Source organism: Sorangiineae bacterium MSr11954 (assembly GCA_037157815.1).
Classification (GTDB): Bacteria; Myxococcota_A; Polyangia; order Polyangiales; family Polyangiaceae; genus Pendulispora; species Pendulispora albinea.
Map to the genome: position 1 here is coordinate 7,774,774 of CP089984.1, position 23,760 is coordinate 7,798,533.

Consider the following 23,760-nt stretch of genomic DNA (forward strand, 5'->3'; position numbering starts at 1 on the left):
CCTCGTGCACGCGAACCGCATCTTGGGGCGCCGCGTGCGCGGAGCTCGAGCGTTGAACGCTTACGTTTCGACGGGAACGTTGTGCTCGCGCAGCCAGGTCAATACATTTTCGCGCTGGCCTTTGGCCTCGGCCGACAGAATGTTCTGCGGCGTCATATTGAGATAGCGCTGGAAGGTCAGACCTTGCTTGTTCTTGGCGGTGGGGTCGGCGCCCGCCTTGAGCATCTCCAGAAGGAGCTGGTTCTCGTTGATCTTGGCCGCCACGTGGAGCGACGTGTTGCCGAGGCGCTCGGCGAGGTTTGGATTGGCGCCCGCCGCCAGCAACTTACGGAAGTGCTCTTTGCGCTCCGCCATCAGCGCGCCCATGAGCGGCGTGTGCCAGGTGACCGCGTTCGGCGTGTTGGGATCGACCTTGCGGGCGAGCAGCATGTCCAAATAGGTCGGATCTTCGGCCTTGGCCGCGTAGTGCATCACGGCATCGCCCATCTCGTCGGTGTGCGAGGTGTCGGCGCCGGCGTCGAGGAGCGATTGGAATCCGGCCTTGCTCTTGTTCAACATGGCCCACTGGAGCAGGCTCACCCCCTTGCTCCCAACGGCGTTCACGTTGGTGCCGGGTTTGATCTTGACGGGATCGCCTTTGGCGGTTGCCTCGGCCAGCTCCACGACCGCGGGATCGGAAAAGACCTCTTTGGTGTCGACGGTTCGCCCCACGGACGACTTCTCCTTGTCCTTCGAGTCGCAGGCCGCAGACGTTAGCAGGACCACCGACAACAGCAGCGATGTGAGTCTAGAGATTACCATTGTGGATACTTCTGGTGCCAGGCGTCGTGGATGGCGCCGTTGAGGTGGTTCTTGATCCCGTGCGCCGTCTTCGCGCCCGGGATGTACTGCTTCCAGCCCAGCGGGTTGGGATCCGGCAGGTCGATCTTGGTCCCGATGGCATCGGGCGCCTTTCCTCGGGTCAGGGGGTTCTTTTCCTGAATGTTGGTCAATATCTCTCCTTCGACGGCGTAGCGGCGGATCTGACCGCTCTCGGCCCACTGCCTGGCGGCGGCGGGATCGAGGTCCAGCTTCTTGATTGTATCATCGCTGAGGCCCGCGGCGTTGAAGGTGACGGCCGGACTGCCGGTAGCCAGCGCGGCCGCGCTCGCAAGACCGCCTCCCAGGGAGTGGCCCGTGATGACGAGGTTGTCTCCGAAGGCGGCCTTGGCATCCTTGGCGAGCGCGATCGCTTGGTTGTACTGCGTAGCGTCGTAGCCCAGACCCTGTTTGAGGTTGTTGGCCCAGTCCGCGGGGCTGAGAGGATCGGTGCCCGCGTACGAGAGGACGTAGTTGCCTTTGCCGTCGGTGTAGATGGCGGCGCGGAAGCCGGAGCCACCGAAGAATTTGTCGTCCGAGAGCGACGAGGGATCGATGCCCACGCTATCGAGGTAAGCTGGATCGACCCGTGCCCACCCCGGGGGCGCTTCGCCGCCGGGTTTGTTGTAGACGTCCGCCGCGAGGTTCGCCAAGTCGCCATCGATTTGCTTGGCGTCCTGCCCGCGAACCTGGTCGGAGAAGGAGGGGCCGCCCGTGCTGGCCAGCGCCTGCGGGTTGTTTCCTCCATTGCCACCTCCTTCCACACTGGAGCCACCGGGGAGTCCGGGGGTGGAGCTGCCGGTCCCCGGATCTCCGGAGCCGGAAGTACCCGTTCCGCTCCCTCCTCCGCAGGCACCCCCGCCGGTGCCCAATGCGGATCCCGCGCATTGGACCGACTTCTGGGTATTGGCCCCGAGGAGCTTCCAGGCGCCCGCTCCAAGGAGCAGGATCGCTACCAGGATAAGAGCGTATTCGACTGTGCCCGCACCGCGTGTGTCTCGATAGAGGGAGATTGGTCGCTTCATGGAGTGCCCAATGTCGCGTCAGCAAATTTCGTACGCGAATTTATCGCCCTCGTTATTTCGACATTTTCCGCGTTTCTTTAGTTCCTCTTAAAAATGTTCATGGCCTTCCAATCGACCGCATTGGGAGCGAAATGTCCTGGATCGGCGATATCTCACCTGCAACGATTGTGCGGCAAACGCATCGCGTTATTCGCGAAACGGTTACCGAAGCGGAACAATGGAAGCCGTAGTGCCGCCCCCGCGGCATACATTGTATGCATCGGCATCCCTCTTCATCGAAACATCGGAGCACACCACCGCCACGCTCCCGCCCTTCCAGGGGGAAGGTTGGGATGGGGGGAGACGAGACACAAGGACCAGTTTCGGCCGATCGTGCTCCAGAATCGTCCGATCGTGCGCGCGGTGCCAACCCCCGATTCGTATTCACCATGACATGAAAACGAACTCGAATGAGGGTAACAATCGCGCTCCGGTGACGGTGATTGGCCTCGGGGCCATGGGCCAGGCGCTCGCGAGCGCGTTCCTGAAGGCGGGCCACCCGGTGACGGTGTGGAATCGCTCGACGAACAAAGGTAACGGCCTCGTTGCGCAAGGAGCCATTCGGGCTGCGACGGCGGCCGATGCGGCGAAGGCGAGCCCCATCGTGGTCGCGTGCGTGGTCGATTATGCGGCCGGCCAAGCCATCCTCGAGCCGATCGCCGCCGATTTGAAGGGGCGCGTCCTGGTGAACCTCACCTCCGACACGCCCGAGCGATCGCGCGAGACCGCCGCCTGGGCCGCGCGGCATCATATCGATTACATCGATGGCGCGGTCATGGTCCCGACGATCACCATCGGCCAGCCCGACGCGCTCCTCCTCTACAGCGGATCGCAGGAAGCCTTCGAGAAGCACCGCGAGACCCTGCGGGTGTTGGGCGGCAATGCCAAGTTCGTGGGGGCCGATCCGGGCGCGGCCGCGCTCTTCGATCTGGCGCTGCTCGATCTGTTCTACTCGAGCATGGCGAGCCTGGTTCACGCCATCGCGCTCGTCAACGCGGACGGCGTGTCGGCCGAGACCTTCTTCCCCTACGCCAATGACTTTTTGGCGATGCTGCCCGCCATGGCCCCCATGGTCGTCCCGGCCATCGATGCGCGAAAGTACCCTGGCGACTTGGACAACATCCGCATGGAAGCCGTCGGCATCGACCATATCATCGAGGCCAGCAAACATCGCGGCGTCGACACCACCGTCATCGAGAGCGTCAAATCGGTCTTCGACCGGGCCATCGCCAAAGGCCACGGCAGCGACAGCCTCTCGGCCATCTTCGAGGTGCTGAAGAAGCCCGCGAAGTGATCGGATCCGGCCCGCTCGCACCGCCCGGGAGCTTGTCCCGGGCGGCAAAGGCGCCGTCAAGCCGCGGGAAAGGCGCCGCCAAAGGCAGCGCCCGTCACAGTGCGCCTTTGTTCACGTTTTAACGCGAACACCCTTGATTCCTGCCGGCCTTGCTGCACGATAACGCCTGACATGAACGAAGTAGGCACACAAGCAGGCATAGTCCGATCAAGTCGTGCAGATTCGGGTGCACGGATGGCCTTCGTCGGCCACCTTCTGGCGCTGACCTCCCGCGCCACCCGACACATGCTTCGGCTCTGGCCGTGGCGTCGCACGACCTATCCGCCGGACCTTTATCGATTGCTCGGCCCTCTCGGCACGAGGCATCGCAACGCCATATCGCGCGGCGCCATGACGACGTGGCATTGACCCCGCCGCATCCAAGAGCGCGGGCGATCGCCCCCCAACGACCGGCGAGCTACCCCAAGGACGCCACGAGCGCGTCGAGCTGGTCGAACGTATCGCGCATACCGGCTTCCATCCCCGATGCGAGCGCGCCCTCGAGCACCTCCTTCGAGGGATAGAGCTCGCGCGACGTCAAAACCGTTTTGCCATCGCGCTCGATGAATGTCACCGTGACAATCACCGCCCCGGCATCGAACATCGGTTCGAAGTAGTGCGTATAGACCAGCCGCGAGTGCGGCGTGATCTCGGTGTACTTGCCCGAAAATGCGATATCCTCGCCGTTGTTCCGAAGAACGTAACGGTACGCGCCGCCCACGCGAATGTCGGCCTCGCACGAGGCCATGACGACGCCGAGCGATTTGGGAGCCCACCAGCGCTTCACGAGATCCGCCCTGGTCCAGGCGTCGAAGACGATGCGCGGCGGTGCGTTGAAGGTGCGCGTGATCGAGAGCTCGCGATCGGATATTTGCTCCATCGTCGTTTTGTTCATCGGTGCGGACTCACTTTCCTTTTCTCGTCCCATGATTTTCTTCCTTGTCTTTGAGCTCTTCCACGAGCTCGTTCAATTCATCGAAGCGCGCATCCCAGAGCCTTCGGTACCCCTCGAGCCAATCGTGTAGCCCGCGCAGCGGCGCGGCGCGCAGCTCGTAGAGCCGTTGCTGGGCGCGCGCTTGCACGTCGACGAGCCCGACCTCCTTGAGCACCCGCAGATGCTGCGAGACCTGCGGCTGATTGAGCCGGAGGCGCTCGCGAATCTCGTTCACGGAGTGGGGTCCGGAGCGCAAAAGCTCCACGATGCGAAAACGGTTTGGCTCGGCCAGAGCCGACAGCGTCTCGATCACCATCACGCCCTCAATATGCGTTACGACTAATATGCGTGTCAACGCATTCTAAGAACAAAAAGGACCCCGCCCGTGCAGAGTCCGCTTGCGCGCAAGGATGGGCCATCAACGATTGGAAGTCCGCATACGAGACCACCGGCTTCGCCGAGCTTTCGTCTGCTTACGATTTGGCCCGCGCCGCCGTCGAGCCCTCGCTCAGTGCAACCCGTATTTGCCAGGGCTCCAAAACGGTTTGACCTTGATCCCCGCGCGCGCCCATTGGCGTTCGCGCATCAGGTAATCGCGGACCATCTGACAGGTCTTGGCTTCACCGGCCACGTAAGCCGCGCCCGGGCCATCGGGTAAATCGAGCTCGGCCAGGGCGGCGAGGAGGGTTTGCGAGGACACGGCCGATGCTCCGTGGCGGTGCACGCGGCGAAGCGCGTGAAGGCCGGGGATGGGTACGTCGTGCAAAACGGAGTCGCTCTCCAAAAGAGCAACCACCCGCGCGGAGTCGCCCAGCGCGCGGATCATGGGGCCAAACGCGGCGCTCGCGGCCTCCTCGCCGATGAACAAATGGTAGGGCGCCTCGCGAAGGAAGAAATCGCCCTGCGGCCACCAAAGCGTCACCGGATCGCCCCGGCGCACCTCCTTCGCCCATTTCAGACCAATCCCTTCGCCTCCGTGGATGTGCACGCGAAGCTCGAGCGCGCGCTCCTCGGGCGCGAAGTCCCAAATGGTGTACGTGCGGAGCGTCTGCCCGGGGCGCAGAATCCCGTACACGGACAAGGGATCGTTGATTTGAACGCGGACGTGCTGGCCCGGAACGTAGTGGAACGGGATGGCCTCGTCCGCCACCAGGCGGATGCTCCGCATCGACGGGGTGACCTGCTCGGCCTCGGTGACCGTCGCCTCCACCTTGTACTTGGCGAAGGCCATGGCCAGCGGATTGCTCGTTCTCCGGGGCATTCGTCGGGTCTCCTTAGTGAATCTAGATTTATTTAGATCCATTAAGTAGACTCGGCGCGGCAAATGTCAACGACGTGCAAACCACGAGGGAGGAGGAGGGCGCGGCGGTCACGGGCCGATGCCGCGCGAAGGATCGTCGGCTTGTTCCCGGAGCCAGGCCAAGAGCTTGCTCTTTCGCACGTCGAGTCGAACGGGGGCGCGCGAGAGCATGACATAGCGAAACCCGTTTCGCCGGAAGCCGAGCGGGGCCACGAGGCGGCGCTGGCGCAGCGCATCGATGACGAGCGGCTCCGGACCGATGGCCACGCCGAGTCCGGCCTCCGCGCCCGCGAGGCTAAGATAGAAGTGCTCGAAGGTCTGGCTCGGGACGATGGGGAGCGCGAGACCGGCATCGGCCGCCCAGCGGTCCCACGCATCGAGCCGCGTCTCCGAGTGGATGCGCGGGAGGCGCAACAGACGGGAGGCCTTGGTCGTGAGGGCGGGTGCGCAGACGGGCCCCACCCGCTCCTCGATGATCCCTTCGGCGTGAACGTCGGGAGGCCATTCGAAGTCGCTGCGACGGATCGCGCAGTCGACCGCTTCGCGCTCGAGGTGGATCGGCCCGCCGGCGGCCCGGATGTGAACGACGATCTCCGGATGACGCGCGCTGAAGGTGGCGATGCGGGGGATGAGCCAGCGCTGCGTCAAGGTCGGCTCGCACGAGACCACGAGCGGCGCGGGCAACCCCGCGCGCAACTCCTCCGCCGTCTCCGCGACCTGGCGGAAGGCGAGCCGCGCCGTCTCGAACAGGCGCCTCCCGGCATCCGTCAGGAAAACGGCGCGGTTGCGGCGCTCGAAGAGGAGAACACCGAGCTCCTCCTCGAGCGCGCGGACCTGGCGGCTGATGGCGCTATGCGTGACATGCAGTTCGGCCGCCGCCCGGCCGAAATGTTCATGGCGTGCCGCGGCCTCGAAGGCACGCAACGCAACCGGCGAAGGGAGGCGATCGATCATGATCGGTAACTAAAACGCACAGATATCGGTCATAAATGATCGTTTTTCACAAGATCCATGCGCTGTCATCATGGGTTCGTCGATGCCATCGTCGGTGGCGGACATCGACGTCGGAAGGAGAACGGGATGCGCAGCGGTATCATGGCGGACGATCTCATCAGCGCGATGCGTGGCGCGGCGCCGTTTGCGCGACGGGGCCACGCGGCCGCGCTCCGGCTCGGGATCCAGGCCGATCGGCGCCTTCACCGGGTGTAATGCGCATGTCTGCGACGACCTCCACCCCTCCCTCCCTGCTCGCCATGCTGCGCCAAAGTCGATTCGTGGATCTGACGCATAGCTTCGATCCTGCAATTCCCCATTGCGACAGCTTCGCGCCCGAGGAACGGATCACCCTCTACCATTACGATGAGGGGGTCGGAACGCGCGGCAGTGGCTTTCTCGCCCACGAATATCGACATGTCGGCCAGTGGGGCACGCACGTCGATCCGCCGGCGCATTTCGTGCGCGGGCTGAGGTATCTCGACGAAATTGGCGTGGACGAGATGATCCTCCCGCTGGCCGTCCTGGATATCGCGGACCGAGCGGCGAAGGATCCGGATACCGTGGTCACGCTCCCCGATATCCTCGCCTGGGAAGCCGCGCATGGCTGCCTTCCGGTCCGCGCCTTCGTCGCGCTCTACACCGGTTGGGACGCGCGTTGGCCGTGCGCGACCCGCATGGCCAACCGCGACGCGGCCGGCGTTGCACACTTCCCCGGATGGAGCCTCGAAGCTCTGCATTTTTTGGCCGAGCAACGCGATGTGACCGCGATCGGCCATGACACGACCGATACCGATCCCGGCATCGTCGTCTCCCGCCGAGAGGCACCGCTCGAGACGTACTGGCTCCGCAACGATAAGTGGCAGATCGAGCTTCTGGCCAACCTGGGCATGGTCCCGAGGGCGGGCGCGCTGATCGTCGCGACATGGCCGAAGCCGAGGCAAGGGTCCGGGTTCCCAGCCCGTGCCTTCGCGATCGTCCCGAGCGAGGCGGACCTCGATTGAATCCCCGTAAGCCGGACCCTGGAGCTCGGCGCCCAACCAAAAACCATTTTACACGAAAGAGAGACGGACGATGACCGAACCGAAAAACCATCCTTATGCGACGCACCTGGACATCAAATTCGATCCGCTGACCTTGATCGACGTCGCGCAGCTCGCCAAAGCGGTGACCGACCCGTGGTACAATCAAACCCTCTGCAAAGTAAACGACTCCGTCGTTCGGTTGGGCGTGATGCAAGGCGAGTATCACTGGCACAAACACGACAACGACGATGAGTTTTTTTTCGTCCTGAGCGGCAAGTTCATCGTCGACCTCGAAGGGCGATCGGTCGAGCTCTTGCCCAATCAGGGCTTCGTCGTACCACGAGGCGTCGTCCATTGCACGCGGGCCCCCGAGAAGAGCGTCATCCTCATGATCGAGACGGCGGCCATCGTCCCCACGGGCGATGAGTGAGGCGTCGCACGACCGACCGGCGAGGGGCCTTTAGTACATCTAGACTTATTTATATACATTAAGTACACTCGGGGTCGCGAATGCCGGCGCCGTCCAAAATCAAGAAGGAGAAGAAGGCCGCGACCGCGAAGGCCCCGAGCGCGGCCCGCGTCATGAGCCGGCGGGACAGGGTTCGCGAGGGGACCTTGGCGGAGATCCATGCCGTCGCCCGCAAGCTGCTGATCGAGCAGGGCTCCGCGGCCGTGACCATCAACGCCATCGCGCGGGCGATAGGCATGAGCGGGCCGGCCCTTTACTACTATTTCGGCAGCCACGAAGAGCTGGTGGGCGCGGTGACCGCGGACTTCTACCGCGAGCTGGCGGAGACCATGGAGGCCGCGCGCGACGCCCATCGATCGGCCCCCGCGGCGCGCAGGTTGATGAGCATTTGCCGCGCCATGCGGGGTTGGGCGAAGGCCCACCCGGCGGAGTTTGGCTGGATCTTCGCGAGCCCCGTCACGCCCTCGAACCGTGCTCCGGGGTCGCCGCGCTATCGGGCCGGCCAGCGCTGCGAGCAAGTCTTTTTGGACGAGGTCGTGGCCATCTGGGAGGCAAAGCCGTTTCCCGTGCCCAAGCTGGAGGAGCTGCCCCCTTCCCTTCGGAAGCAGCTGCGCAGCTACGCGGCGACCCTCGAGGGGCGCTTGCCGCCCGCGGCGGTGCACGTCTTTTTGAAGGGCTGGATCCGGCTCTATGGGCTTTTGTGCATGGAGGTGTTGCACCAGCTGGACTTCGCCTATTCCGATATGGAGCCCATCTTCGAAGAGTGCTTGCAGGATTTGAGCGTCATGCTCGCCCTGGAGAGTCCATGGAAATAGCGACCCATCCCGCGCGTCGCGAGGGCGTCGCCTCCTAAAGCGCGTAGACGGCCGACGGCGTGTGCAGCTGCGCCGCGATGCCCGGCGCGGCGTCGGCGGCGTGCAACGGTTCTTCCGGCGCGAGCCCCATCGATCGCAGCGCGTCGGCGATGGCGCTCGCCCGGGGATGCGCGACGGTGAGCGAGGAGAGCCGGTAGCCGGAGTCGGGGAGCGCGGTGGCGGGGCGCTCGTCCCCCCATTGGATGAGCGTGGGGAAGGCGCCATCCATGGGCAGGCTTCCATCGCGCGGCACGGTGATGCGCCATCGGTAGTTCCCGCGCGTCGCGTCGAGGATATCGCCCAGATCCACGGGCGCGGCCTTCGCGTCGCGCTCGATGTCCGTGGTCCTCGCCACCCAATGGACCAACGCGGGACCGGCCTCCAGGCGCGCCTGCATCGCGGGCGCATCGAGCGCGAACCAGCGGCGGCGCGGCGGCGGGGGTGCGTCCGGATCGATGGCGATCACCTCGAGGTACGCGTCGCGGCCGAGGCTGAGCACCCGGTTGTGGGTGCCCATCATCGGGTGCTTGCCGCCCCCGGCGGGCGCGATGCCCAGACGCGAGGCGACCCACGCGGCCCCTTCGTCCAACGTGCGTGCGGCGACGACGAGATGATCGATGGCGAGCGGCATGCGCACGAGCTTACTACGGTCGCTTCAAGCCATCGAGGAGCAAGCCGCTGACGAGGGTCGCGAGGAACGCCGCGTCGATGGGTCGATCGTGGCGGGCCAGCTGCCCTTCGATCAGGAGCGTGGCCAGCCCGTGCATGGTCGACCAAAACGCGAGCGCGAGCTGCATCGGATCGCCCTCGCGAACGAGCCCCGCCCTCTGCGCATCCTCGAGGATCGCCATGGCCGCCGCGTGCCCCTCGGCGCGCGCGCGGAGCAGCTCCGGCGCGTTCTCGTTCACGGTGGCGTAGGGCGCGTACATGATGCGAAACGCGGCCGGGTGCTGGACCGCGAAGAGAACGTACGCCTCCCCCACCGCGCGCAGCCGCGCCAAGGGATCGGGACCGGCCGCGACCAAGCGCTCCTCCGTAAACGAGGCGGAGGCGCGAAAGCCGGAGACGGCCACGGCGGCCAGGAGCTCCTCCTTCGTCGCAAAGTGCCGATAGGGCGCGCGCGGGCTGACGCCCAGATCGCGCGCCAGGGCCCGCAAGGAGAGCTCTTCCACGCCATGACGCGTGAGGGTGCGAAGGGCGGCATCGATGAGCGCGCGGCGAAGATCGCCGTGGTGGTAGGCGTCCGGGCGCTTCTTCGTGGATCGCGATCTGGACATGGGATCGTTTAAGTATACACTGCATACATGCAGCCGACGCAGAGAACCGACGAGGTCCCCTTCCATTTGACCGGCGCCTTCGCGCCCGTGTTCGAGGAGCGCACGGACCGCGATCTCACGGTCATCGGGGAGCTCCCGCCCGATTTGTGCGGCACCTACGTCCGAAACGGCCCCAACCCGCGCAGCGGCACATCACCCGCGTGGTTCGCCGGAGATGGCATGCTCCACGCCGTGCGCTTCGAGGGCGGCCGCGCGCGCGGGTACCGCAATCGCTGGATTCGCGGGCCCTACGCCCCGAACACGAACGTCGTGCGGCACGCGGGGCGCATCTTGTCCCTGGTCGAGGCGCGCTTGCCGGTGGAGGTGTCGGCCGATCTCGAGACGGTGGGGCCCTACGACTTCGGCGGGGTGCTCGCGCGATCGATGACGGCGCACCCCAAGATATGCCCCCGCACCGGGGAGCTCCTGTTCTTCGCGTACGGCGCCGAGCCCCCGCACCTCACGTTCTACCGCGCCGATGCGCGCGGAGAGGTCGTGCAGAGCACACCGATCGACGTCCCCAAGGCCACGTACCTGCACGACTTTGCCATCACCGCGCGCTGCGCCGTCTTCTACGATCTGCCGGTCCTGGTCAGCAGCTTCAAGTCGCCCGCGCCGTTCGCGTGGGACGACGGGTACCGCGCGCGCATCGGCATCGTACCGCGCGATGGTCGCGACGAGGACGTGCGCTGGTTCGACGTGGCGCCGTGCACCATCAGCCACACCGTCAACGCGTTCGAGGACGGCGACACCGTGGTGCTCGACGCGATTCGCGCGCCGCGCCTCTTTACGCCGCACGCGCTCTACCGCTACACCTTCGATTTGCGCACGGGCAAGGTGGCGGAGGAGACGCTCGATCCGCGCTTCGTCGATTTCCCCCGCGTGCACCCCGCCTTTCAAGGTGCCGCCTACCGCGATGCGTATGCCGTCGAGCTCTGCGACTTCGCGCGCGGCGGCTTCGGTCGCACGCGGCTGCACAAGTACGATGTCGCGCGCGGCACGTCCGTGGTGCACGACTTCGGCTCGGGGCAAATGCCGGGGGAAGCCGTGGTCGCACCGCGCCCGGACGCAACGGCGGAGGACGACGCTTGGGTCTTGCTCTTCGTCCACGACGACCGCGGGCCGAGCGCGCTGGTCGTTCTGGATGCCCAACGCTTCGACGGCGACCCCGTCGCCACCGTTCGATTGCCGTGCCGTGTCCCCTTTGGGTTTCACGGGGCTTGGCTCCCGGATGGCGCGTGACCCTCTCGCCGGCGGCGGGCCCCGGCGCTCGCCGCGACGATGCCGGATCGTTTGGAGCCAGCGCCGCGCTCAGAGGCGGCGGTGAACGATCGAGCCCTCGGTGCCAAAAGCCCATACGTCGTTTGGCCCCGTGCCCACCACGCCGAGGAGCGATTGGACGGGCAAGGTGCCGAACGTCGCCCACTGCGAGGCTTGGTAGCGCAGCACCGAGCCGGTTTTGGTCACCGCCCACGCCTCGCCGGGCCGGCCGCTCCAAACCGATTGAACGAGCTCTTGGGACGTGAAGGGCGCGCCCCATTGGCTCCCGTCGTAGTGGCGAATGATCCCGGTTCCCTTGAGCAGATCGCCTCCGGCGACGTAAATGTCGGTCGGCCCGGTTCCTCGGATGCTGAGGAAGGACGGCGACGACGGGGTGCTGGTGACCGTGGTCCAGGCGTTTCCGTCGAAGTGCACGATGGTGCTATCGGCGCCCGCTGCCCAAATGTCGCTCGGGCCCGTGCCCCAAATGTCGAAGAGATCGTTGGTGGTGCTGCTGGGCACCGATTGGAGCTGGCCGCCCACCGCGTGCAACAAAGTTCCGCCCGCGCCGGCGATCCATACGTCGTCCGCGCGGCTGCCCCAGACGCCATAGAGCGTCTTCGTCGTTCCGCTGGGGACCGCGGTCCAGGTGCTCCGGCCGTCACCGTGAAGGACGGTGCCCTTGGCGCCGACCAGCCAGGCGTCGGACGGCCCGCTGGCCCATGCGCGGCGAAGGTCGTTGGTGGTGCCGCTCGACGCGGCGAGGGCGCGCGTGCCGTCCCATCGAACGACGGTCCCTTTCGCGCCCACGAAGAGAATGTCGTTGGGGCCGTTCACGTGCGCGCCAAATAGCGTCTCGGAGGTGACGCGCGACTCCATGGTCTGCTGGTGCGCCTCGTCGAAGCGGAGGATCGTCCCGCGTCCCACCGCCCATAGATCCGTGGGGCTCGCGCCCCAGAGCGCCGAATAGCTCGCATACGGGGGAATGGCGGCCTTCCATGCCGTACCGTCCCACCGCGCGATGCGGCCCGACTCGATACCCCACTTGTTGGCGGGCGAAATTTCGTACACATAGCTGGCGAGGCTCTCCGGCCCGTTGGGGACCTCCATCTGCCATCCGGTCCCTTGCCGGCGCGCGATGCCGCCCACGGTCCCGCCGACCCAAATGTCCGCGGCCGACGTGCCCCACACGGAATACGGAGTTCGCACGTCGCGCCAGCCGGTGTCGAACGACCATTTGGTCCCGTCGTAATGGGCGTTCGAGGCGCCCGCGGCCCAAATGTCGTTGGCAGACGCCCCCCAGAACTGCGATACCGGGATATCGTTTTCGGTGCTGACCCATTTGCCGTTGACGAGGCGGGACATCGAATACGTCATGTGGCCCGCGTATCCCGTTTCGCAACAGGCCCACCCCTCGTCGCGGCCCCGGATCCAAACGGTCTGCGGCGCGCTGGCGCTGCTCCAGGACCACGCCGACCCATTGAAGTGGAGGTAGCCGTTGTATCCCGCGGCCGCCCAGATATTGTCCGCGCTGCTCCCCGAGATGGAATAAATGGCGTAGCCCTCGAGGCTCGGAGGCTTGGGGAGCGGTGTGAGCGTCCACGAGGAGCCGTTCCAATGAAGGAGGGTGGTGTTGTCGCCTACCGCCCATACGTTGTTCGCGCTCGTGCCCCAAATGCCATAAAGGTCCTTGGTGGTCGGCACGGCCGCGGCCGACCATGCGCTTCCGTCGAAGTGCACGATGGTCCCCTTCGCGGCCACGGCCCACACGTCGTTGGGAGCGCTCGCCCACCCCGCTTGCAAGGGATACCGCGTGGCGCTCGCCACGTCCTTCCACGTTCCCGAGGTGCGGCGCTGGGTGGATCCGCCGCTGCCGACGGCCCACACATCGGCCGCCGACGCGCCGAAGAAGGCGCGGATGACCGGCCACTTCGGCCACCAGCGCGTGCCGTCCCAATGGAGCACGTGGTTGTCGTATCCGCCGGTGGGGTACGTGCCAATGGCAAGGATGTCGTTCTTGCCGCGGCCTTGAAGATGGTAAAGCTCGGCCGCGTTGCCGCTCGGATCGACCGTCCACTGCTTTCCGTCGTAGTGCAGGAGAATTTTGGGACCGGCGGCCCAGATATCGTCGGGTGCGCTGCCCCAAATCGATTGGAGTCGCGCGGTGGTCGGGCTCGGAGCGGTGCTCCAGGCGCTGCCCGTCCAATGCAAAATCGTGCCGGCAGTGCCGACCGCCCATACGTCGTTGCGGCCAAAGCCCCACACGGCGAGGATCTTTTCCGACGTGCCGCCATCGAAGGAGCGCAAGCGGGACCCGTCCCAGTGAAGGAGGGTTCCACGCTCGCCACTCATCCACACATCGTCGGGCGAGCTCCCCCAGATCCCGCTCAACGAGACATTTGGCACCGAGGGATTGACCCAGCACCAGCCGTCCGCCGTGCATGTTTCGTGGACGAGCGGCTCGGCGCGTCCATCCTTGTCGACGAGACCGTCGGACGGCCCTCCATCGGATCCCGATCCCGCGCCCGCCGTCGATTCACTCGAGCACCCGACGAGGGGACCTACCACCGTCGCCAGTGCGGTTGCGCAGACGCCACCAACCGCCAATGTCGTTCGCCATTCACCCATCCGCATGAGACCTCCAAGCAAGACTCGAGGTCTTCGACGGCGCTCGGCGTCGCGGCATTCAGCGGTGGCGTCCCAATCTGCATTTTGTCCAAATCAATGGCGATATCCGACTTCGAAGCGCGCTTGGCCGCTCGACGCATCTTGCGATGGTGAAGCCGGAGATCGCATCGGGTGGGCAATCGAGGTTCCCAGTCGTCACTTGAATGTCGCTCGCCCGCCGGAGGACGATCCGTTCGCGCGCGCGCCCCGGGCGTCGAGGAGCAACGTGATCTCCCAATCGGACACGGCGACGACCCGCTTCTCCAGGATCGCGGCGCCTAATCCGCCCCGGCCTGCGGGGAGTATCCCGAGGACGGAGGCCGGGATCTTCGCCTTCCCGTCGGATGCGGGATAGGTGCATGTCACGTCCAGCGCCCGATCGCCGGCGGGAGCGGACCAGAGATTCACGCTCATGGTGCCCGACGCGGTGCCCGCGAGCAGCCACGAGAGATCGAGATCCTTGGAGCGATCGAGGGTGGGGCCGTCCTCGCTGGCCGACCAGTTCGGGGTCAGGAGCGTAAAGAGGGAGGGCGCGTTCAGCGTCTTGTTGAAGGCGGGGACGCTGTCGGGGTTTCCGTCTGCGCTGATTTGGATTTCCTCGCCGCCGGACCAGAGCTGCTCGCGGCCGTGCGCTTCCGAATACGACGCGCTGGCGTTGGGCATCAGCTCGATGGACGAAGGGAGCGCCGCGCTCCGGATGCGGATGATTCCAGCGTGCACGCGCTTTGGCTGGCCGCCGTCGGCGGGTATTTCGGACGAGCTGCAAACGCGGACCGTGCAGGCCCCCTCGACCGAGGTTTCGCACCGCTTGCGCGGGCCGGAGGAGCTCTGATCGATGAAGTCCGCGTCTGCCCAATGCCCCGGATCGGCGGCGCCGCCGGACACCTTCGCGGTCGCGATATGAATGCTCCCGTACTTTGGATTGTCGCTGCCGCCTTTGCCGCCTTCGCGGCCATCGCCGTTCGAGCTACCGCACGCCGCGACGCCCATGGCGCCAGAAGTGAAGAAGAATACGAATTGCAACGCTCTGCCCATGACCATGTCGTTCCTCTCGTGACTCGAAGATGCGCGGTGTTCCGCCGCGCAGGTCGAGAAGATGGCGCCGGAGCTCGGCGCCATCAAATGACACGAGATGACACCTCGCCCGAGGAACGCCGCGCCCGAGGAACGCCGCCGGCGGGCGCCTCACGGGGGCGCGCGCCGCTCAGGGCGCGGGTGGAAAGCCGGGCAACGTGGGGATCGAACGGAGCGCGGATTGCGTGATTTGCGCGCGGGTCAAGGTGCCTTGCACCTGGAAGGGCACCGAGACTTGGAGCTTTTCACCGCCGATGGCGGCGTCGCCCTTGACCGTAAAGGGGATGGACTCGGCGCCGGCGACGAGGGAGGCCAGGGTGGTCACGTTCTGCCACTTCATGGTCAAGGGAGCGGAGATCGCGGTGCGCTCGCCGGCCGGGAGGGTCACGGGTTTGGTGACGGTCACCGCGCCGAGCTCGTACTTGCCGTCGAGGGTGGCGCTGCCCGTGACGCTCTGGAGCATCAGCGGGAACTTGTTGGGGTTGACGGCCTCCGCGTGCACGTCCACCGTGAGCCCCGCGAGATCGATGCCCGTGACCTTGGCGTCGATGACCGTGATTTGAGGCGGTTGAGGCTTGCTGCACCCCAGCAACGGCAACGCGGCGACGGCGAGGAATGCCCCAAGAGCGAGTGTGCGCATGGCGTCGAGCGTAGCCGCACCAAGCCATCGAGGCGAGCGCGTGGGGTCATCATCCCCCTGCGTCCCCCGCGTTACCCTTTTCCTTGCGGCCGCGAGCAAGTAGCTTTCGGGGTATGTCCGAAGCCGAAATCGATGCCGTAGTGCTCCTCCGCCCGAAAAATGTCGAAAAACTGAGGCCGTTCCTCGATCTCGACGAGGAGGAGGACGAAGCCGACGAGTCCGACGACGACGAGAACGACGCGCTGTACGCCGAAGCGCTCGACGATGGCTCGTTCCTCGTGTTCACGTTCCAACCTTATGCGGCGTTCGAGCAGGACGAGGATGCGGCCCGCGATTGGCTCGCGCAATTCGGCGATGCGCTGCCGGACATTCATCACGATCCGCGCGGGGTGCTCTTCTTCCCCGACAGCTGTGAGCCGGACGGCAGCACGTACGATGCCGTGGTCGCGGAGATCGGGGAGCGAGGTATCTGGGTCGCGCTGGACGAGGACGAGCACGGCCTCCCGCCCGGGTTCGACGCGTCCCAGCTCGCGGCGCTCGGACTCCCCCCTGGAATGGATATCAACCAGCTCGCGGCCATGATCCCTCCCGGCGTGGATATCAACCAGCTCGCGGCCATGGTTCCCCCCGGAATGGATATCAACCAGCTCGCCGGCATGGTTCCTCCTGGCGTGGACGTCGCGCAGCTCGAGCAGATGGCGGCCGAGCTCCTTGGAAATGCGTCCAACCCCAGCGCCCCCACGACCTTCGAGCTCGGAAAGCTCTTCGAAGGAATGCAGCAGCAGCTGCTCGACGCCTTCAGCGCCCAAGTGCAAGCGGCGCACGAGGGTGAGGACGAGGCCCCCTCGCCGGAGGCGCTGCCGCCGAACGATTCGACCTCGGGCACCCCGAAGCCCTCGAAGTAAAGCCGGGAGCGCGTCCGCCCGCGACGCAAGCGCGTTGGGGCCGGACGCCGCGGCCTTTGGATACGAGAGGCCGCGCGACCGCGATCGAGCGAAAATTCTCGGATGAAAGAGGTGGGTGCGCGATTCGCATTGGGGTGCGTGGCGCGCACCCCGCTCCGTCATTCCGACGTGGGACGTGGAGGCGCGTGAAGACTTTACCCTCACGCACGAGAGCATCCCATGAGCACAAGGCGACCGCACACCTTGGAGCGCGGCCAAGAGCCGCGACGACCGCGCCTCTTTCATCTTCGGCCCTGGCTCGCCGCCATGGGCCTTTTGGCCTGCACGCCCAGCGCGACCTCCACCTCGCCCCAGCCCCACCCCGATCCTCACCCCCACAAGGAAACCGCCCCGGCGTCATCCTCGAAACCGGAGCAGGGCGTGTTCAAGGGAGCGACGCGCGACTCCGTCATTCAGGGGCAACGGATTACCCCCATCGCATGGGTCCACGCCGACATCATGAACGCGACCCAAACTGCGGTCACCGTGCTGTTTCTCTACGAGTGGCAGGCCACGCCCGGTGAGCAGGTGAAGATGGATACCATCACCATGCCCATCGACGTCAATGGCAACTTCTCGGGCAAATATGCCGATATCCAGCAGATATCGGGTTACGTGATTGGCACCCAGGTGCGCGTCACCGCCACCATCAACAATCAAAAAGGCAAACCGTCCGACCAGCTCACCAACGTCGACCTGCCGCCGGCCTCCCCTCCGAGCGTGGCGCCGCAGGCGCGCGCCTACCCCGTCATCGGCGCGCTGCCCGTGCTGGCGACCCAGCCGATCTATTCCAGCTTCTGGAACATCGGCTTGAACGTGGTGAACGTCGGAGGGAAGCCCGCCGTGCAGGCGCGCTACGACGGGCCCCCGGGCTCGTTCACCTCGGAGCCCATCACCGTGGATCCAAGCACGAAATCCTTCCGCGGCAAGGCCACGCGAAAAGGCAGCAACGGGTCGGTGACCTTCGCGGGGACCTTCCTCGACCTCCAAGATGGGGCGTCCCCCAAGGGCGCGGCCAACTTTCCCATCCTCACGCAATCGTATAGCAGCGGCACGTCCGGTTACGTGCTCACGGACTCGGTCGGGAGCGACTCGATCCTCTGGCTCGAATCGTCGACGACGACCCGCTCCGGCGTGGTGCTCGGCTCGTCCCCCTTCTCCACGGCGGCCACCGCGTGGGCGCAGGTCGTCAAGCTGCGCAAGACGCGAAGCATCGTCTCCGCTGGGATGAACGGTCCGACGGTGGGGGTCACCAACCCGCCGAACGATCCCTATTTCGCGCCCCCGGGCCATCCCCCCGGGCAATACCCGTATCCTACGATGAATGGCCAACTGTGCTGCACCGCCGGCATCGCGCCGACCATCCCAGCCGACGCGTGGGCCGTCCCCAACGCCAGTGGCACGAACATTCAAGTGGCCGTGTTGGATACGGGCGTGGTGGCCGACCATGAAGATCTCGCCGGAAAGGTGCTCGGCGGGCACAACTCGCTGCCCTGGCCCTGGTGGGCGGATTGGCTGCGCGAGTATATCCCCAACAATTGGCGCACCGATAGCTCGGACCTTTACGGGCATGGCACGGGGGTCGCCGGGGTCGTCACCGCCAACCGCAACAACGGGATCGGCGTGGCGGGGACCGTGGCCAATGCGCGCGTCATTCCGGTGCGCGTGCTGGGCGCCAACAACTCCGGGACGTATGCGACCTTGGCCGACGGGCTCCTCTGGCTGCTCGACAACAACCTCGCCGATATTTTCAATACGTCGCTCATCAGCCAGCTGGCCCCCGATCCGACCGTCGCGGAGCTCTCCCGCCGCGCGGTGAACCAAGGGCGCTTGTTCTTGGCCGGCAGCGGCAACTCCGCGCAGCCCGTCATCCCCACGCCGGCGGGGCTCCCCGATGTCATCTCCGTGGCGTCCTCCGAGAACAACAACGCTCCGGCGGACTACTCCGGCGCGGCCATCAACTTGGATATGATGGCGCCGGGCGGAAATACCGGCCAAGAGATGCCCGTGTTGTGGAAACCCGGCGCGGCCTCGTGCACGGATCCCGTGTGGAACGCGAACCCCAACTATTGCATGAAGTTCGGCACCTCGTTCGCCACGCCCTACGCGTCCGCCGTGGCCGCGATGCTGCTCTCGCTCCGGCCGAATCTCCGCCGCGGCTCGGCGGCGTGCACCGCCAACCCGAGGGAGTGCGTGGGCGAGGCCACGTCGATCCTGCAGGCCACCGGCCTCCCCATCGCGACCCCCGACTGGGCCGGCCAAGGGGTCACGAACGTGAACCTCGTTCAGGCGCTCACGGCGCTCGTGCCGGGCGCCATCGTCATCGCCCCGCCCACGGCGGCCACCGCGATCAATACCCTCGGCTGCAACAGCTTCGTGAACTGCACGGCGCCGGGCCTGCTCGTCCGCTGGACGGCGGCCGGACCTCCGCCCCCCGGCTCGGGCCTGGTGCTCCAGGGTTATCTCGTTTACCGAAATGGAGCGCTCCAGCTCACGCCCGGAACGCCCAATCCCATCATCGTACCGGGCGCGCAGTATTACGATACCCAGCTCCCCGTGGATCCCGCGGGCGGCGCCCTGGTGCCGGGCCGCTACACGTACACGGTGACGGCGCTGTATCAGAACGGCGCGGGGGTCAAGCGCGAGTCGCTTTCGGCGCCCGCCATGCACGTCAACTGCACCGGCACCATCTGCATCTGACCCGACGCCCGCTCCAAAGCAAACGAGGCGAACGTCGAGCCAGCATCGGCTATTCGTAGCGGTCGTGGTGGCGCACCCACCCCATGGGCTGACCATTTTCATTGCGGCCGCGGGCGGTGAGATCCAGGTAATGGTAGGCGCCGAGGAGCATATCGGCGCCGCCGCCATAAGCCGAATACGTGTGGAAGACGGCGCCGGACGGATCGCGGTAGAAGGCGCTCACCCCCGGGAGCTCCTCGCTCTGGAAGTCGCGCAGCTCGTAGTTGTAATAGACCTTCCCCTTGATGATCTCGTCTTCCCGAAACGATACATGGTAGTCGTAATTGAAGTCGCTGCGGCCCGACGATACCCACGCGAAGCGCCATCCCATACGCTTCTTGAAGGCCTCGATCTCGGGCACGCTCGCGCGGGAGACGACCACGAAGGATACGTCGTGGTGCTCGAGGTGCACGACGGCGCCGCCGATGTTGTCGGACTGAAACGAACACCCCGGGCAACCTTCCTTCCACCCGGGGCCGAACATGAAGTGCTGCACGATCAGCTGGCTGCGCCCCGCGAACAGATCCGAGAGGGTCTGCTCGCCCTCGGGCCCATCGAAGACGTAGTTCTTTTCGACCGCGACCCAGGGCAGCTCCCTCCGCTCCCGAGCGACCGCCTCGAGGGCGCGGGTCAGCTCCTGCTCCCGCTCCAAGTGCTTCTTGCGGGCGACGATCCACTCGGCCTCCGAGACGACCCGATGCGGGGTGGCGCTCACGACTGCCCTCCCGAGCAGCACCCCGGCTCGCGCGCCTCGGCCTTGCGAATGCCCGGGGAGCCTTCGGCGGCGGGCGCGCGGTAGCGGCCCGTCGGATCGACGTGACCGCCCTGACCGTAGCGATCGTGGTGGCGGACCCAATCCGTCAGGTTGAAATTCGGGCCCGTCTCATTGCGGCCCTTGGGCATGCGGTCCAGGACCATGTACGAGCCGAGGACCTCTTCCCCGCCGCGCCCAAAGCACGAATACGTATGATAGACGTTGCCCGCCTCGTCTTTGTAGAACGCGCTGAGGCCGGACAGGTCCTCGATTTCGCCTTCGAGCTTGCCGAAGTTGTATTGCGCGGCGCCCTTCGCCAGATCCTCTTTCGTAAAGGATACGTGGAAGTCGTAGTTGAAATCGCTCCCCAGGGACGAGACGAGCTCGATGCGCCACCCCATGCGCTGGCGAAAGGCCTCGAGCTCCTCGAACGGCGCGCGCGCGACGGCCACCATCGACACATCGTGGTGCTGGAGGTGAACGAAGGCGCGGTCGAGGTGATCCGTCTCGAACGAGCAGCCGACGCACCCCTCCTTCCAGCCGGGCGCGAACATGAAGTGCTTGATCAGCAGCTGGCTGCGGCCGCCGAACAGCTCGGCCAAGGTTCGTTGCCCGGTGGGCCCGGTGAAGGCGTAGGGCTTGTCGACCTTGACCCAAGGGAGCTGACGGCGCTCGGCGGTCAATGCGTCGCGTTGCCGGGTGAGGTTCTTTTCCTTGGCCAGGTGGGCCGCGTGCGCGGCGTTCCACTCGTCGCGGGAAACGATGCGTTGATTCTCCATGCCAAAGTCCTCCGGTGGTGCGCTCCTTGGGAGCGGTTGCCAAAAGGACGAAGGACCCTGGGTCAACCCGACATAGGCCCTACTCTTTTCGTCCGGACCGGACTTGGAGAGCCAAGCGACCGAGCTGCCGGCGGATGTAGACCTCTTCGGCCGTGGTATGCGGCAGCAACAGGGCGGCCTCGAACGAAGCGTGCGCCTCCTCGGTCCGCCCCAGCTCGAGCAGCAGCGCGGCGCGCACGCCGAAGAAGTAAAAATAGCTCGAGAGCCGCTCGGCGAGGGGCTCGATCATGGCCAGCGCGGCCTCCGGTCCCCGCACCTTGACCACCGCCACCGCGCGATTGAGCGTGACCACCGGCGAAGGCTGCAGCACCTCGAGCGCGGCGTACAGCCGATCGATCTCCGCCCAGTCGGTGTCCTCGGGCCTCTGCGCGCGGGTGTGCACGGCGGCGATGGCCGCTTGAAGCTGGTATGGACCGGGGCGGCGAAGGCGGCGCGCCTGCTCCACCAAGCCGAAGCCTTCGGTCATCAGCTTTCGATCCCAAAGGCGGCGATCCTGATCGTCCAAGAGCACGATTTCCTGATTGGCGTCGAGCCGGGCGGGCGCGCGCGCGTGCTGCAGGACGAGCAGCGCGGTCAGCCCCATGATCTCCGCCTCGTCGGGGAAGAGGCGCAAGAGCAGGCGCGCCAAGCGGATCGCCTCCTCGCACAGCGGCACGCGCACGTGCACGGCGCCGCCGCTCGCCGAATAGCCCTCGTTGAAGAGGAGGTAAATCATGGCGGCCACCGTGGAGAGGCGCTCGGCGCGCTCCGCGGGCCCCGGTGTCTCGAACGAGGTATCGGCGCCCGCGATGCGGCCCTTGGCGCGGGTGATGCGCTGCTCCATGGCGCTCTCGCTGATCAAAAAGGCGCGGGCCAGCTCTTTGACCGACAACCCGGAGACCACGCGAAGGGCGAGCGCGATATGTTGTGCAGGCGGCAGCTCGGGGTGGCAACAGATGAACAAAAGGCGAAGGACGTCATCGCGGTAAAGCGCAGAGTCGAGCTGTTCGGTGATCACGGATTCGACGTCCTCCAAGCTGGAAATGGAAGCCTCCTCCGGCAGCGCCCGTTGCTTGCTGCGGCGCCGCAAATCGTCGAGGCCCGCGTTGCGTCCGGCGAAGACGAGCCACGCCACCGCGTCGCGCGGCGTTCCCGTCCTCGGCCACGCCCGCAAGGCTCGCACACACGCCTCTTGAAAGGCTTCCTCGGCCCTATCCAAATCACGAAAATAGCGAAGGAGCGCGGCGATCGCCTGGGGGCGCGCGTTCGTGAGCGCGCTCTCGATCCAGGCGGTGTGGCTCACGTCCGGGCGCCTACGCTCCCTGGCTCGAACCAGGAGACCGGGCGAACCTCGAAGCACGTCGACGCAAGAGTCGGCATGCTTCGCGCAAGGTCGATCGCCTCGTCGAGGGTGCCGCAATCGACGACATACAGACCGAGCAGCTGCTCCTTCGTCTCGGCGAAAGGCCCATCCATGACGAGCGGCTCCCGCCCGGGCCGATACGTCTTGGCGTCAGCCGGATCGGTCAACCGCGCCACCGGCCCGAGCTTCCCCGCCGCCAGCAAAGGCTGTTGCAGCGCCACATGCTGGGCGACGATCGCGTCGTCCTCCTCGGTGCTCATGGCGGCGACATCGTCTTGGGAACCGTAGATGAGGATCGAATAGAGCATACCGTCGCGAGTATATCCGATCCGCGCGGCGCGTCGTTCGTACGCTCGCGCGCGCGCCGCTTGGTGTGAAGCTTCTTTGCGACCAAAGCCGTGACGCCACCTGCGGACGTGGCGCCGGCGATCCAAAGAGCGGTCGCCGTCATGCACACTGGACACATGTTGCTCTCCTCGTCGAAGCGCGCTCCTCTCTTCTGCTCTTCCGCTTCTCGTCTTCTCTTCATTTCAGTCTCGAAAGAGGAGGGGCTCGAGCCAAGGACGCGCGAGGAGCCGCGGCGCCGACAGCGCGCTGTCGATTTTTTTTCGAGGTGGAAGCTCTTGCGATCGTTTGCGGGCTCGACGGTCGGGATCAGCCCGATGACCCCGACGGAGCGGGGGGCATCATGCCGTCGAGGATGGCGAGGATAGCGCTGCGGTACTCCTTGGCGGGGGCGCCGGCGTCGATGGAGAGGGCCGCGCGGTCGAACACGGCCGAGAGCAGGCTCGTGAGGGCCCCGATGGAGCGGCGCTTGGGCATCGCGCCTTCGCGCATGGCGATGACCAAACCTTCGCGCAGGGTGCGCGCCGCGTGTTTGGCGTCGATGGCGTCCATTTCGGCGCGGCCGAGGACGGCGGGGCCGTCGAGGAGCAAAAGACGGGTGCGGCCGGGCACCGCCATGGCGGCGAGATAAGCGTCGGCGCCCGCCAGGAAGGCGCGTTTGGCGGAGAGGGTCCGCGGGGTGGCGCGCTCGATCTCCTCCGCGACGGCCAGGGCCTCCGACTCCACGACGGCGCGAAAGAGGGCCTGTTTGTCCGCGAAATGATGGTAGAGCGCCCCGCGCGTCACATGCGCGGCCGCCGCGATCTCCGGGGTGCCGGTGGCGGCGTAGGAGCGCTCCGTGAAGAGCTTGCGCGCGGCGGCGATGAGATCGGCGCGCGTGGCCTCCGTGCGTTCACGGTTCGTACGACGGGTGGTGGGACGTGATCGGTCGGATTTGTCGGATTTGTCGGGTCGCGTTTGCATACATGCAGCCTGTATGTTATTGATGATACCTACATACAGACTGTATG

23 protein-coding genes and 1 pseudogene are annotated in these 23,760 nt (G+C 66.1%); 7 read left to right on the forward strand and 17 right to left on the reverse strand.

Annotated features, from left to right (window positions below; translation table 11 throughout):
- Nucleotides 1–60: 60 nt before the first annotated feature.
- Together LZC94_30020 and LZC94_30025 are read right to left on the reverse strand one after the other, a co-directional pair.
- Nucleotides 61–801: an ankyrin repeat domain-containing protein gene (locus LZC94_30020; GenBank protein WXB12079.1), complete on the reverse strand. Its 741-nt coding sequence runs from the start codon at nt 799–801 to the stop codon at nt 61–63.
- Nucleotides 795–1,883, reverse strand: a complete 1,089-nt coding sequence (locus tag LZC94_30025; protein ID WXB12080.1) for a DUF2974 domain-containing protein — start codon at nt 1,881–1,883, stop codon at nt 795–797. Before LZC94_30025 ends, LZC94_30020 begins: the two co-directional genes overlap by 7 nt.
- A 433-nt stretch (nt 1,884–2,316) precedes the next feature.
- On the opposite strand from LZC94_30025, the gene LZC94_30030 reads away from it, so the two are divergent.
- Nucleotides 2,317–3,216: an NAD(P)-binding domain-containing protein gene (locus tag LZC94_30030; protein ID WXB12081.1), complete on the forward strand. Its 900-nt coding sequence runs from the start codon at nt 2,317–2,319 to the stop codon at nt 3,214–3,216.
- A 457-nt stretch (nt 3,217–3,673) separates the two neighbouring features.
- Here LZC94_30030 and LZC94_30035 read toward each other — a convergent pair whose 3' ends face one another.
- The 5 genes and pseudogenes from LZC94_30035 to LZC94_30055 form a co-directional block, all read right to left on the reverse strand.
- Nucleotides 3,674–4,150: an SRPBCC family protein gene (locus tag LZC94_30035; protein ID WXB12082.1), complete on the reverse strand. Its 477-nt coding sequence runs from the start codon at nt 4,148–4,150 to the stop codon at nt 3,674–3,676.
- Between the two features lie 10 nt (nt 4,151–4,160).
- Nucleotides 4,161–4,505, reverse strand: coding sequence for a metalloregulator ArsR/SmtB family transcription factor (locus tag LZC94_30040; protein WXB12083.1), 345 nt, complete (start codon nt 4,503–4,505; stop codon nt 4,161–4,163).
- A gap of 192 nt (nt 4,506–4,697) precedes the next feature.
- A complete protein-coding gene (locus tag LZC94_30045; GenBank protein WXB12084.1) occupies nt 4,698–5,450 on the reverse strand; it encodes a siderophore-interacting protein in 753 nt (250 codons plus the stop codon).
- Nucleotides 5,451–5,558: 108 nt separating this feature from the next.
- Nucleotides 5,559–6,158, reverse strand: coding sequence for a LysR substrate-binding domain-containing protein (locus tag LZC94_30050; protein WXB20269.1), 600 nt, complete (start codon nt 6,156–6,158; stop codon nt 5,559–5,561).
- Nucleotides 6,159–6,254: 96 nt separating this feature from the next.
- Nucleotides 6,255–6,443 (reverse strand): annotated as a pseudogene (locus tag LZC94_30055) (LysR family transcriptional regulator).
- Between the two features lie 260 nt (nt 6,444–6,703).
- Between LZC94_30055 and LZC94_30060 the strand changes: the two are divergent.
- From LZC94_30060 to LZC94_30070, 3 genes are all read left to right on the forward strand, one after another.
- A complete protein-coding gene (locus LZC94_30060; protein WXB12085.1) occupies nt 6,704–7,486 on the forward strand; it encodes a cyclase family protein in 783 nt (260 codons plus the stop codon).
- Nucleotides 7,487–7,556: 70 nt separating this feature from the next.
- Nucleotides 7,557–7,937, forward strand: a complete 381-nt coding sequence (locus tag LZC94_30065) for a cupin domain-containing protein (GenBank protein ID WXB12086.1) — start codon at nt 7,557–7,559, stop codon at nt 7,935–7,937.
- 80 nt (nt 7,938–8,017) lie between these two features.
- Nucleotides 8,018–8,791 (forward strand): WHG domain-containing protein, encoded by a 774-nt coding sequence (locus LZC94_30070; protein ID WXB12087.1) that lies wholly within the window; start codon nt 8,018–8,020, stop codon nt 8,789–8,791.
- 34 nt (nt 8,792–8,825) lie between these two features.
- On the opposite strand, the gene LZC94_30075 is transcribed toward LZC94_30070, so the two are convergent.
- Complete coding sequence (locus LZC94_30075; GenBank protein ID WXB12088.1) at nt 8,826–9,461, reverse strand: VOC family protein; 636 nt, start codon at nt 9,459–9,461, stop codon at nt 8,826–8,828.
- Nucleotides 9,462–9,474: 13 nt separating this feature from the next.
- Complete coding sequence (locus tag LZC94_30080; GenBank protein ID WXB12089.1) at nt 9,475–10,107, reverse strand: TetR/AcrR family transcriptional regulator; 633 nt, start codon at nt 10,105–10,107, stop codon at nt 9,475–9,477.
- Between the two features lie 27 nt (nt 10,108–10,134).
- Here LZC94_30080 and LZC94_30085 point away from each other — a divergent pair, with 27 nt between their 5' ends.
- Entirely contained in the window at nt 10,135–11,388 is a 1,254-nt protein-coding gene (locus tag LZC94_30085) for a carotenoid oxygenase family protein (GenBank protein WXB12090.1), read from the forward strand.
- A gap of 69 nt (nt 11,389–11,457) precedes the next feature.
- On the opposite strand, the gene LZC94_30090 is transcribed toward LZC94_30085, so the two are convergent.
- From LZC94_30090 to LZC94_30100, 3 genes are all read right to left on the reverse strand, one after another.
- A complete protein-coding gene (locus tag LZC94_30090) occupies nt 11,458–13,974 on the reverse strand; it encodes a hypothetical protein (GenBank protein ID WXB12091.1) in 2,517 nt (838 codons plus the stop codon).
- Nucleotides 13,975–14,229: 255 nt separating this feature from the next.
- The gene (locus LZC94_30095) at nt 14,230–15,114 is read right to left on the reverse strand and encodes a hypothetical protein (protein WXB12092.1); all 885 of its coding nucleotides are present in this window, start codon (nt 15,112–15,114) and stop codon (nt 14,230–14,232) included.
- 163 nt (nt 15,115–15,277) lie between these two features.
- On the reverse strand, nt 15,278–15,787 hold the full coding sequence (locus LZC94_30100; GenBank protein ID WXB12093.1) for an LEA type 2 family protein: 510 nt from the start codon (nt 15,785–15,787) through the stop codon (nt 15,278–15,280).
- A 113-nt stretch (nt 15,788–15,900) separates the two neighbouring features.
- Here LZC94_30100 and LZC94_30105 point away from each other — a divergent pair, with 113 nt between their 5' ends.
- Both LZC94_30105 and LZC94_30110 read left to right on the forward strand, forming a co-directional pair.
- Nucleotides 15,901–16,692 (forward strand): hypothetical protein, encoded by a 792-nt coding sequence (locus LZC94_30105; protein ID WXB12094.1) that lies wholly within the window; start codon nt 15,901–15,903, stop codon nt 16,690–16,692.
- A gap of 219 nt (nt 16,693–16,911) precedes the next feature.
- The gene (locus LZC94_30110; GenBank protein WXB12095.1) at nt 16,912–19,431 is read left to right on the forward strand and encodes a S8 family serine peptidase; all 2,520 of its coding nucleotides are present in this window, start codon (nt 16,912–16,914) and stop codon (nt 19,429–19,431) included.
- A gap of 49 nt (nt 19,432–19,480) precedes the next feature.
- Here LZC94_30110 and LZC94_30115 read toward each other — a convergent pair whose 3' ends face one another.
- The 5 genes from LZC94_30115 to LZC94_30135 all read right to left on the reverse strand — a co-directional run bounded on the left by LZC94_30115 (nt 19,481) and on the right by LZC94_30135 (nt 23,713).
- On the reverse strand, nt 19,481–20,185 hold the full coding sequence (locus tag LZC94_30115) for a DUF899 domain-containing protein (GenBank protein ID WXB12096.1): 705 nt from the start codon (nt 20,183–20,185) through the stop codon (nt 19,481–19,483).
- A complete protein-coding gene (locus tag LZC94_30120; GenBank protein WXB12097.1) occupies nt 20,182–21,003 on the reverse strand; it encodes a thioredoxin family protein in 822 nt (273 codons plus the stop codon). Before LZC94_30120 ends, LZC94_30115 begins: the two co-directional genes overlap by 4 nt.
- Before the next feature lie 79 nt (nt 21,004–21,082).
- Nucleotides 21,083–22,345, reverse strand: a complete 1,263-nt coding sequence (locus tag LZC94_30125; GenBank protein ID WXB12098.1) for an RNA polymerase sigma factor — start codon at nt 22,343–22,345, stop codon at nt 21,083–21,085.
- Nucleotides 22,342–22,713 carry a YciI family protein gene (locus tag LZC94_30130; GenBank protein ID WXB12099.1) on the reverse strand — a complete coding sequence of 124 codons (372 nt, stop codon included), beginning with the start codon at nt 22,711–22,713 and terminating at the stop codon, nt 22,342–22,344. The genes LZC94_30125 and LZC94_30130 overlap by 4 nt, the downstream gene beginning before the upstream one ends.
- Before the next feature lie 346 nt (nt 22,714–23,059).
- The gene (locus LZC94_30135) at nt 23,060–23,713 is read right to left on the reverse strand and encodes a TetR/AcrR family transcriptional regulator (protein WXB12100.1); all 654 of its coding nucleotides are present in this window, start codon (nt 23,711–23,713) and stop codon (nt 23,060–23,062) included.
- Nucleotides 23,714–23,760: the final 47 nt, after the last annotated feature.

Coding starts and splice junctions, on each gene's coding strand:
- LZC94_30020 (WXB12079.1), bottom strand. CDS start 801: ATGGTAATCTCTAGACTCACATCGCTGCTGTTGTCGGTGGTCCTGCTA.
- LZC94_30025 (WXB12080.1), bottom strand. CDS start 1,883: ATGAAGCGACCAATCTCCCTCTATCGAGACACACGCGGTGCGGGCACA.
- LZC94_30030 (WXB12081.1), top strand. CDS start 2,317: ATGAAAACGAACTCGAATGAGGGTAACAATCGCGCTCCGGTGACGGTG.
- LZC94_30035 (WXB12082.1), bottom strand. CDS start 4,150: ATGAACAAAACGACGATGGAGCAAATATCCGATCGCGAGCTCTCGATC.
- LZC94_30040 (WXB12083.1), bottom strand. CDS start 4,505: ATGGTGATCGAGACGCTGTCGGCTCTGGCCGAGCCAAACCGTTTTCGC.
- LZC94_30045 (WXB12084.1), bottom strand. CDS start 5,450: ATGCCCCGGAGAACGAGCAATCCGCTGGCCATGGCCTTCGCCAAGTAC.
- LZC94_30060 (WXB12085.1), top strand. CDS start 6,704: ATGTCTGCGACGACCTCCACCCCTCCCTCCCTGCTCGCCATGCTGCGC.
- LZC94_30065 (WXB12086.1), top strand. CDS start 7,557: ATGACCGAACCGAAAAACCATCCTTATGCGACGCACCTGGACATCAAA.
- LZC94_30070 (WXB12087.1), top strand. CDS start 8,018: ATGCCGGCGCCGTCCAAAATCAAGAAGGAGAAGAAGGCCGCGACCGCG.
- LZC94_30075 (WXB12088.1), bottom strand. CDS start 9,461: ATGCCGCTCGCCATCGATCATCTCGTCGTCGCCGCACGCACGTTGGAC.
- LZC94_30080 (WXB12089.1), bottom strand. CDS start 10,107: ATGTCCAGATCGCGATCCACGAAGAAGCGCCCGGACGCCTACCACCAC.
- LZC94_30085 (WXB12090.1), top strand. CDS start 10,135: ATGCAGCCGACGCAGAGAACCGACGAGGTCCCCTTCCATTTGACCGGC.
- LZC94_30095 (WXB12092.1), bottom strand. CDS start 15,114: ATGGTCATGGGCAGAGCGTTGCAATTCGTATTCTTCTTCACTTCTGGC.
- LZC94_30100 (WXB12093.1), bottom strand. CDS start 15,787: ATGCGCACACTCGCTCTTGGGGCATTCCTCGCCGTCGCCGCGTTGCCG.
- LZC94_30105 (WXB12094.1), top strand. CDS start 15,901: ATGTCCGAAGCCGAAATCGATGCCGTAGTGCTCCTCCGCCCGAAAAAT.
- LZC94_30110 (WXB12095.1), top strand. CDS start 16,912: ATGAGCACAAGGCGACCGCACACCTTGGAGCGCGGCCAAGAGCCGCGA.
- LZC94_30120 (WXB12097.1), bottom strand. CDS start 21,003: ATGGAGAATCAACGCATCGTTTCCCGCGACGAGTGGAACGCCGCGCAC.
- LZC94_30130 (WXB12099.1), bottom strand. CDS start 22,713: ATGCTCTATTCGATCCTCATCTACGGTTCCCAAGACGATGTCGCCGCC.
- LZC94_30135 (WXB12100.1), bottom strand. CDS start 23,713: ATGCAAACGCGACCCGACAAATCCGACAAATCCGACCGATCACGTCCC.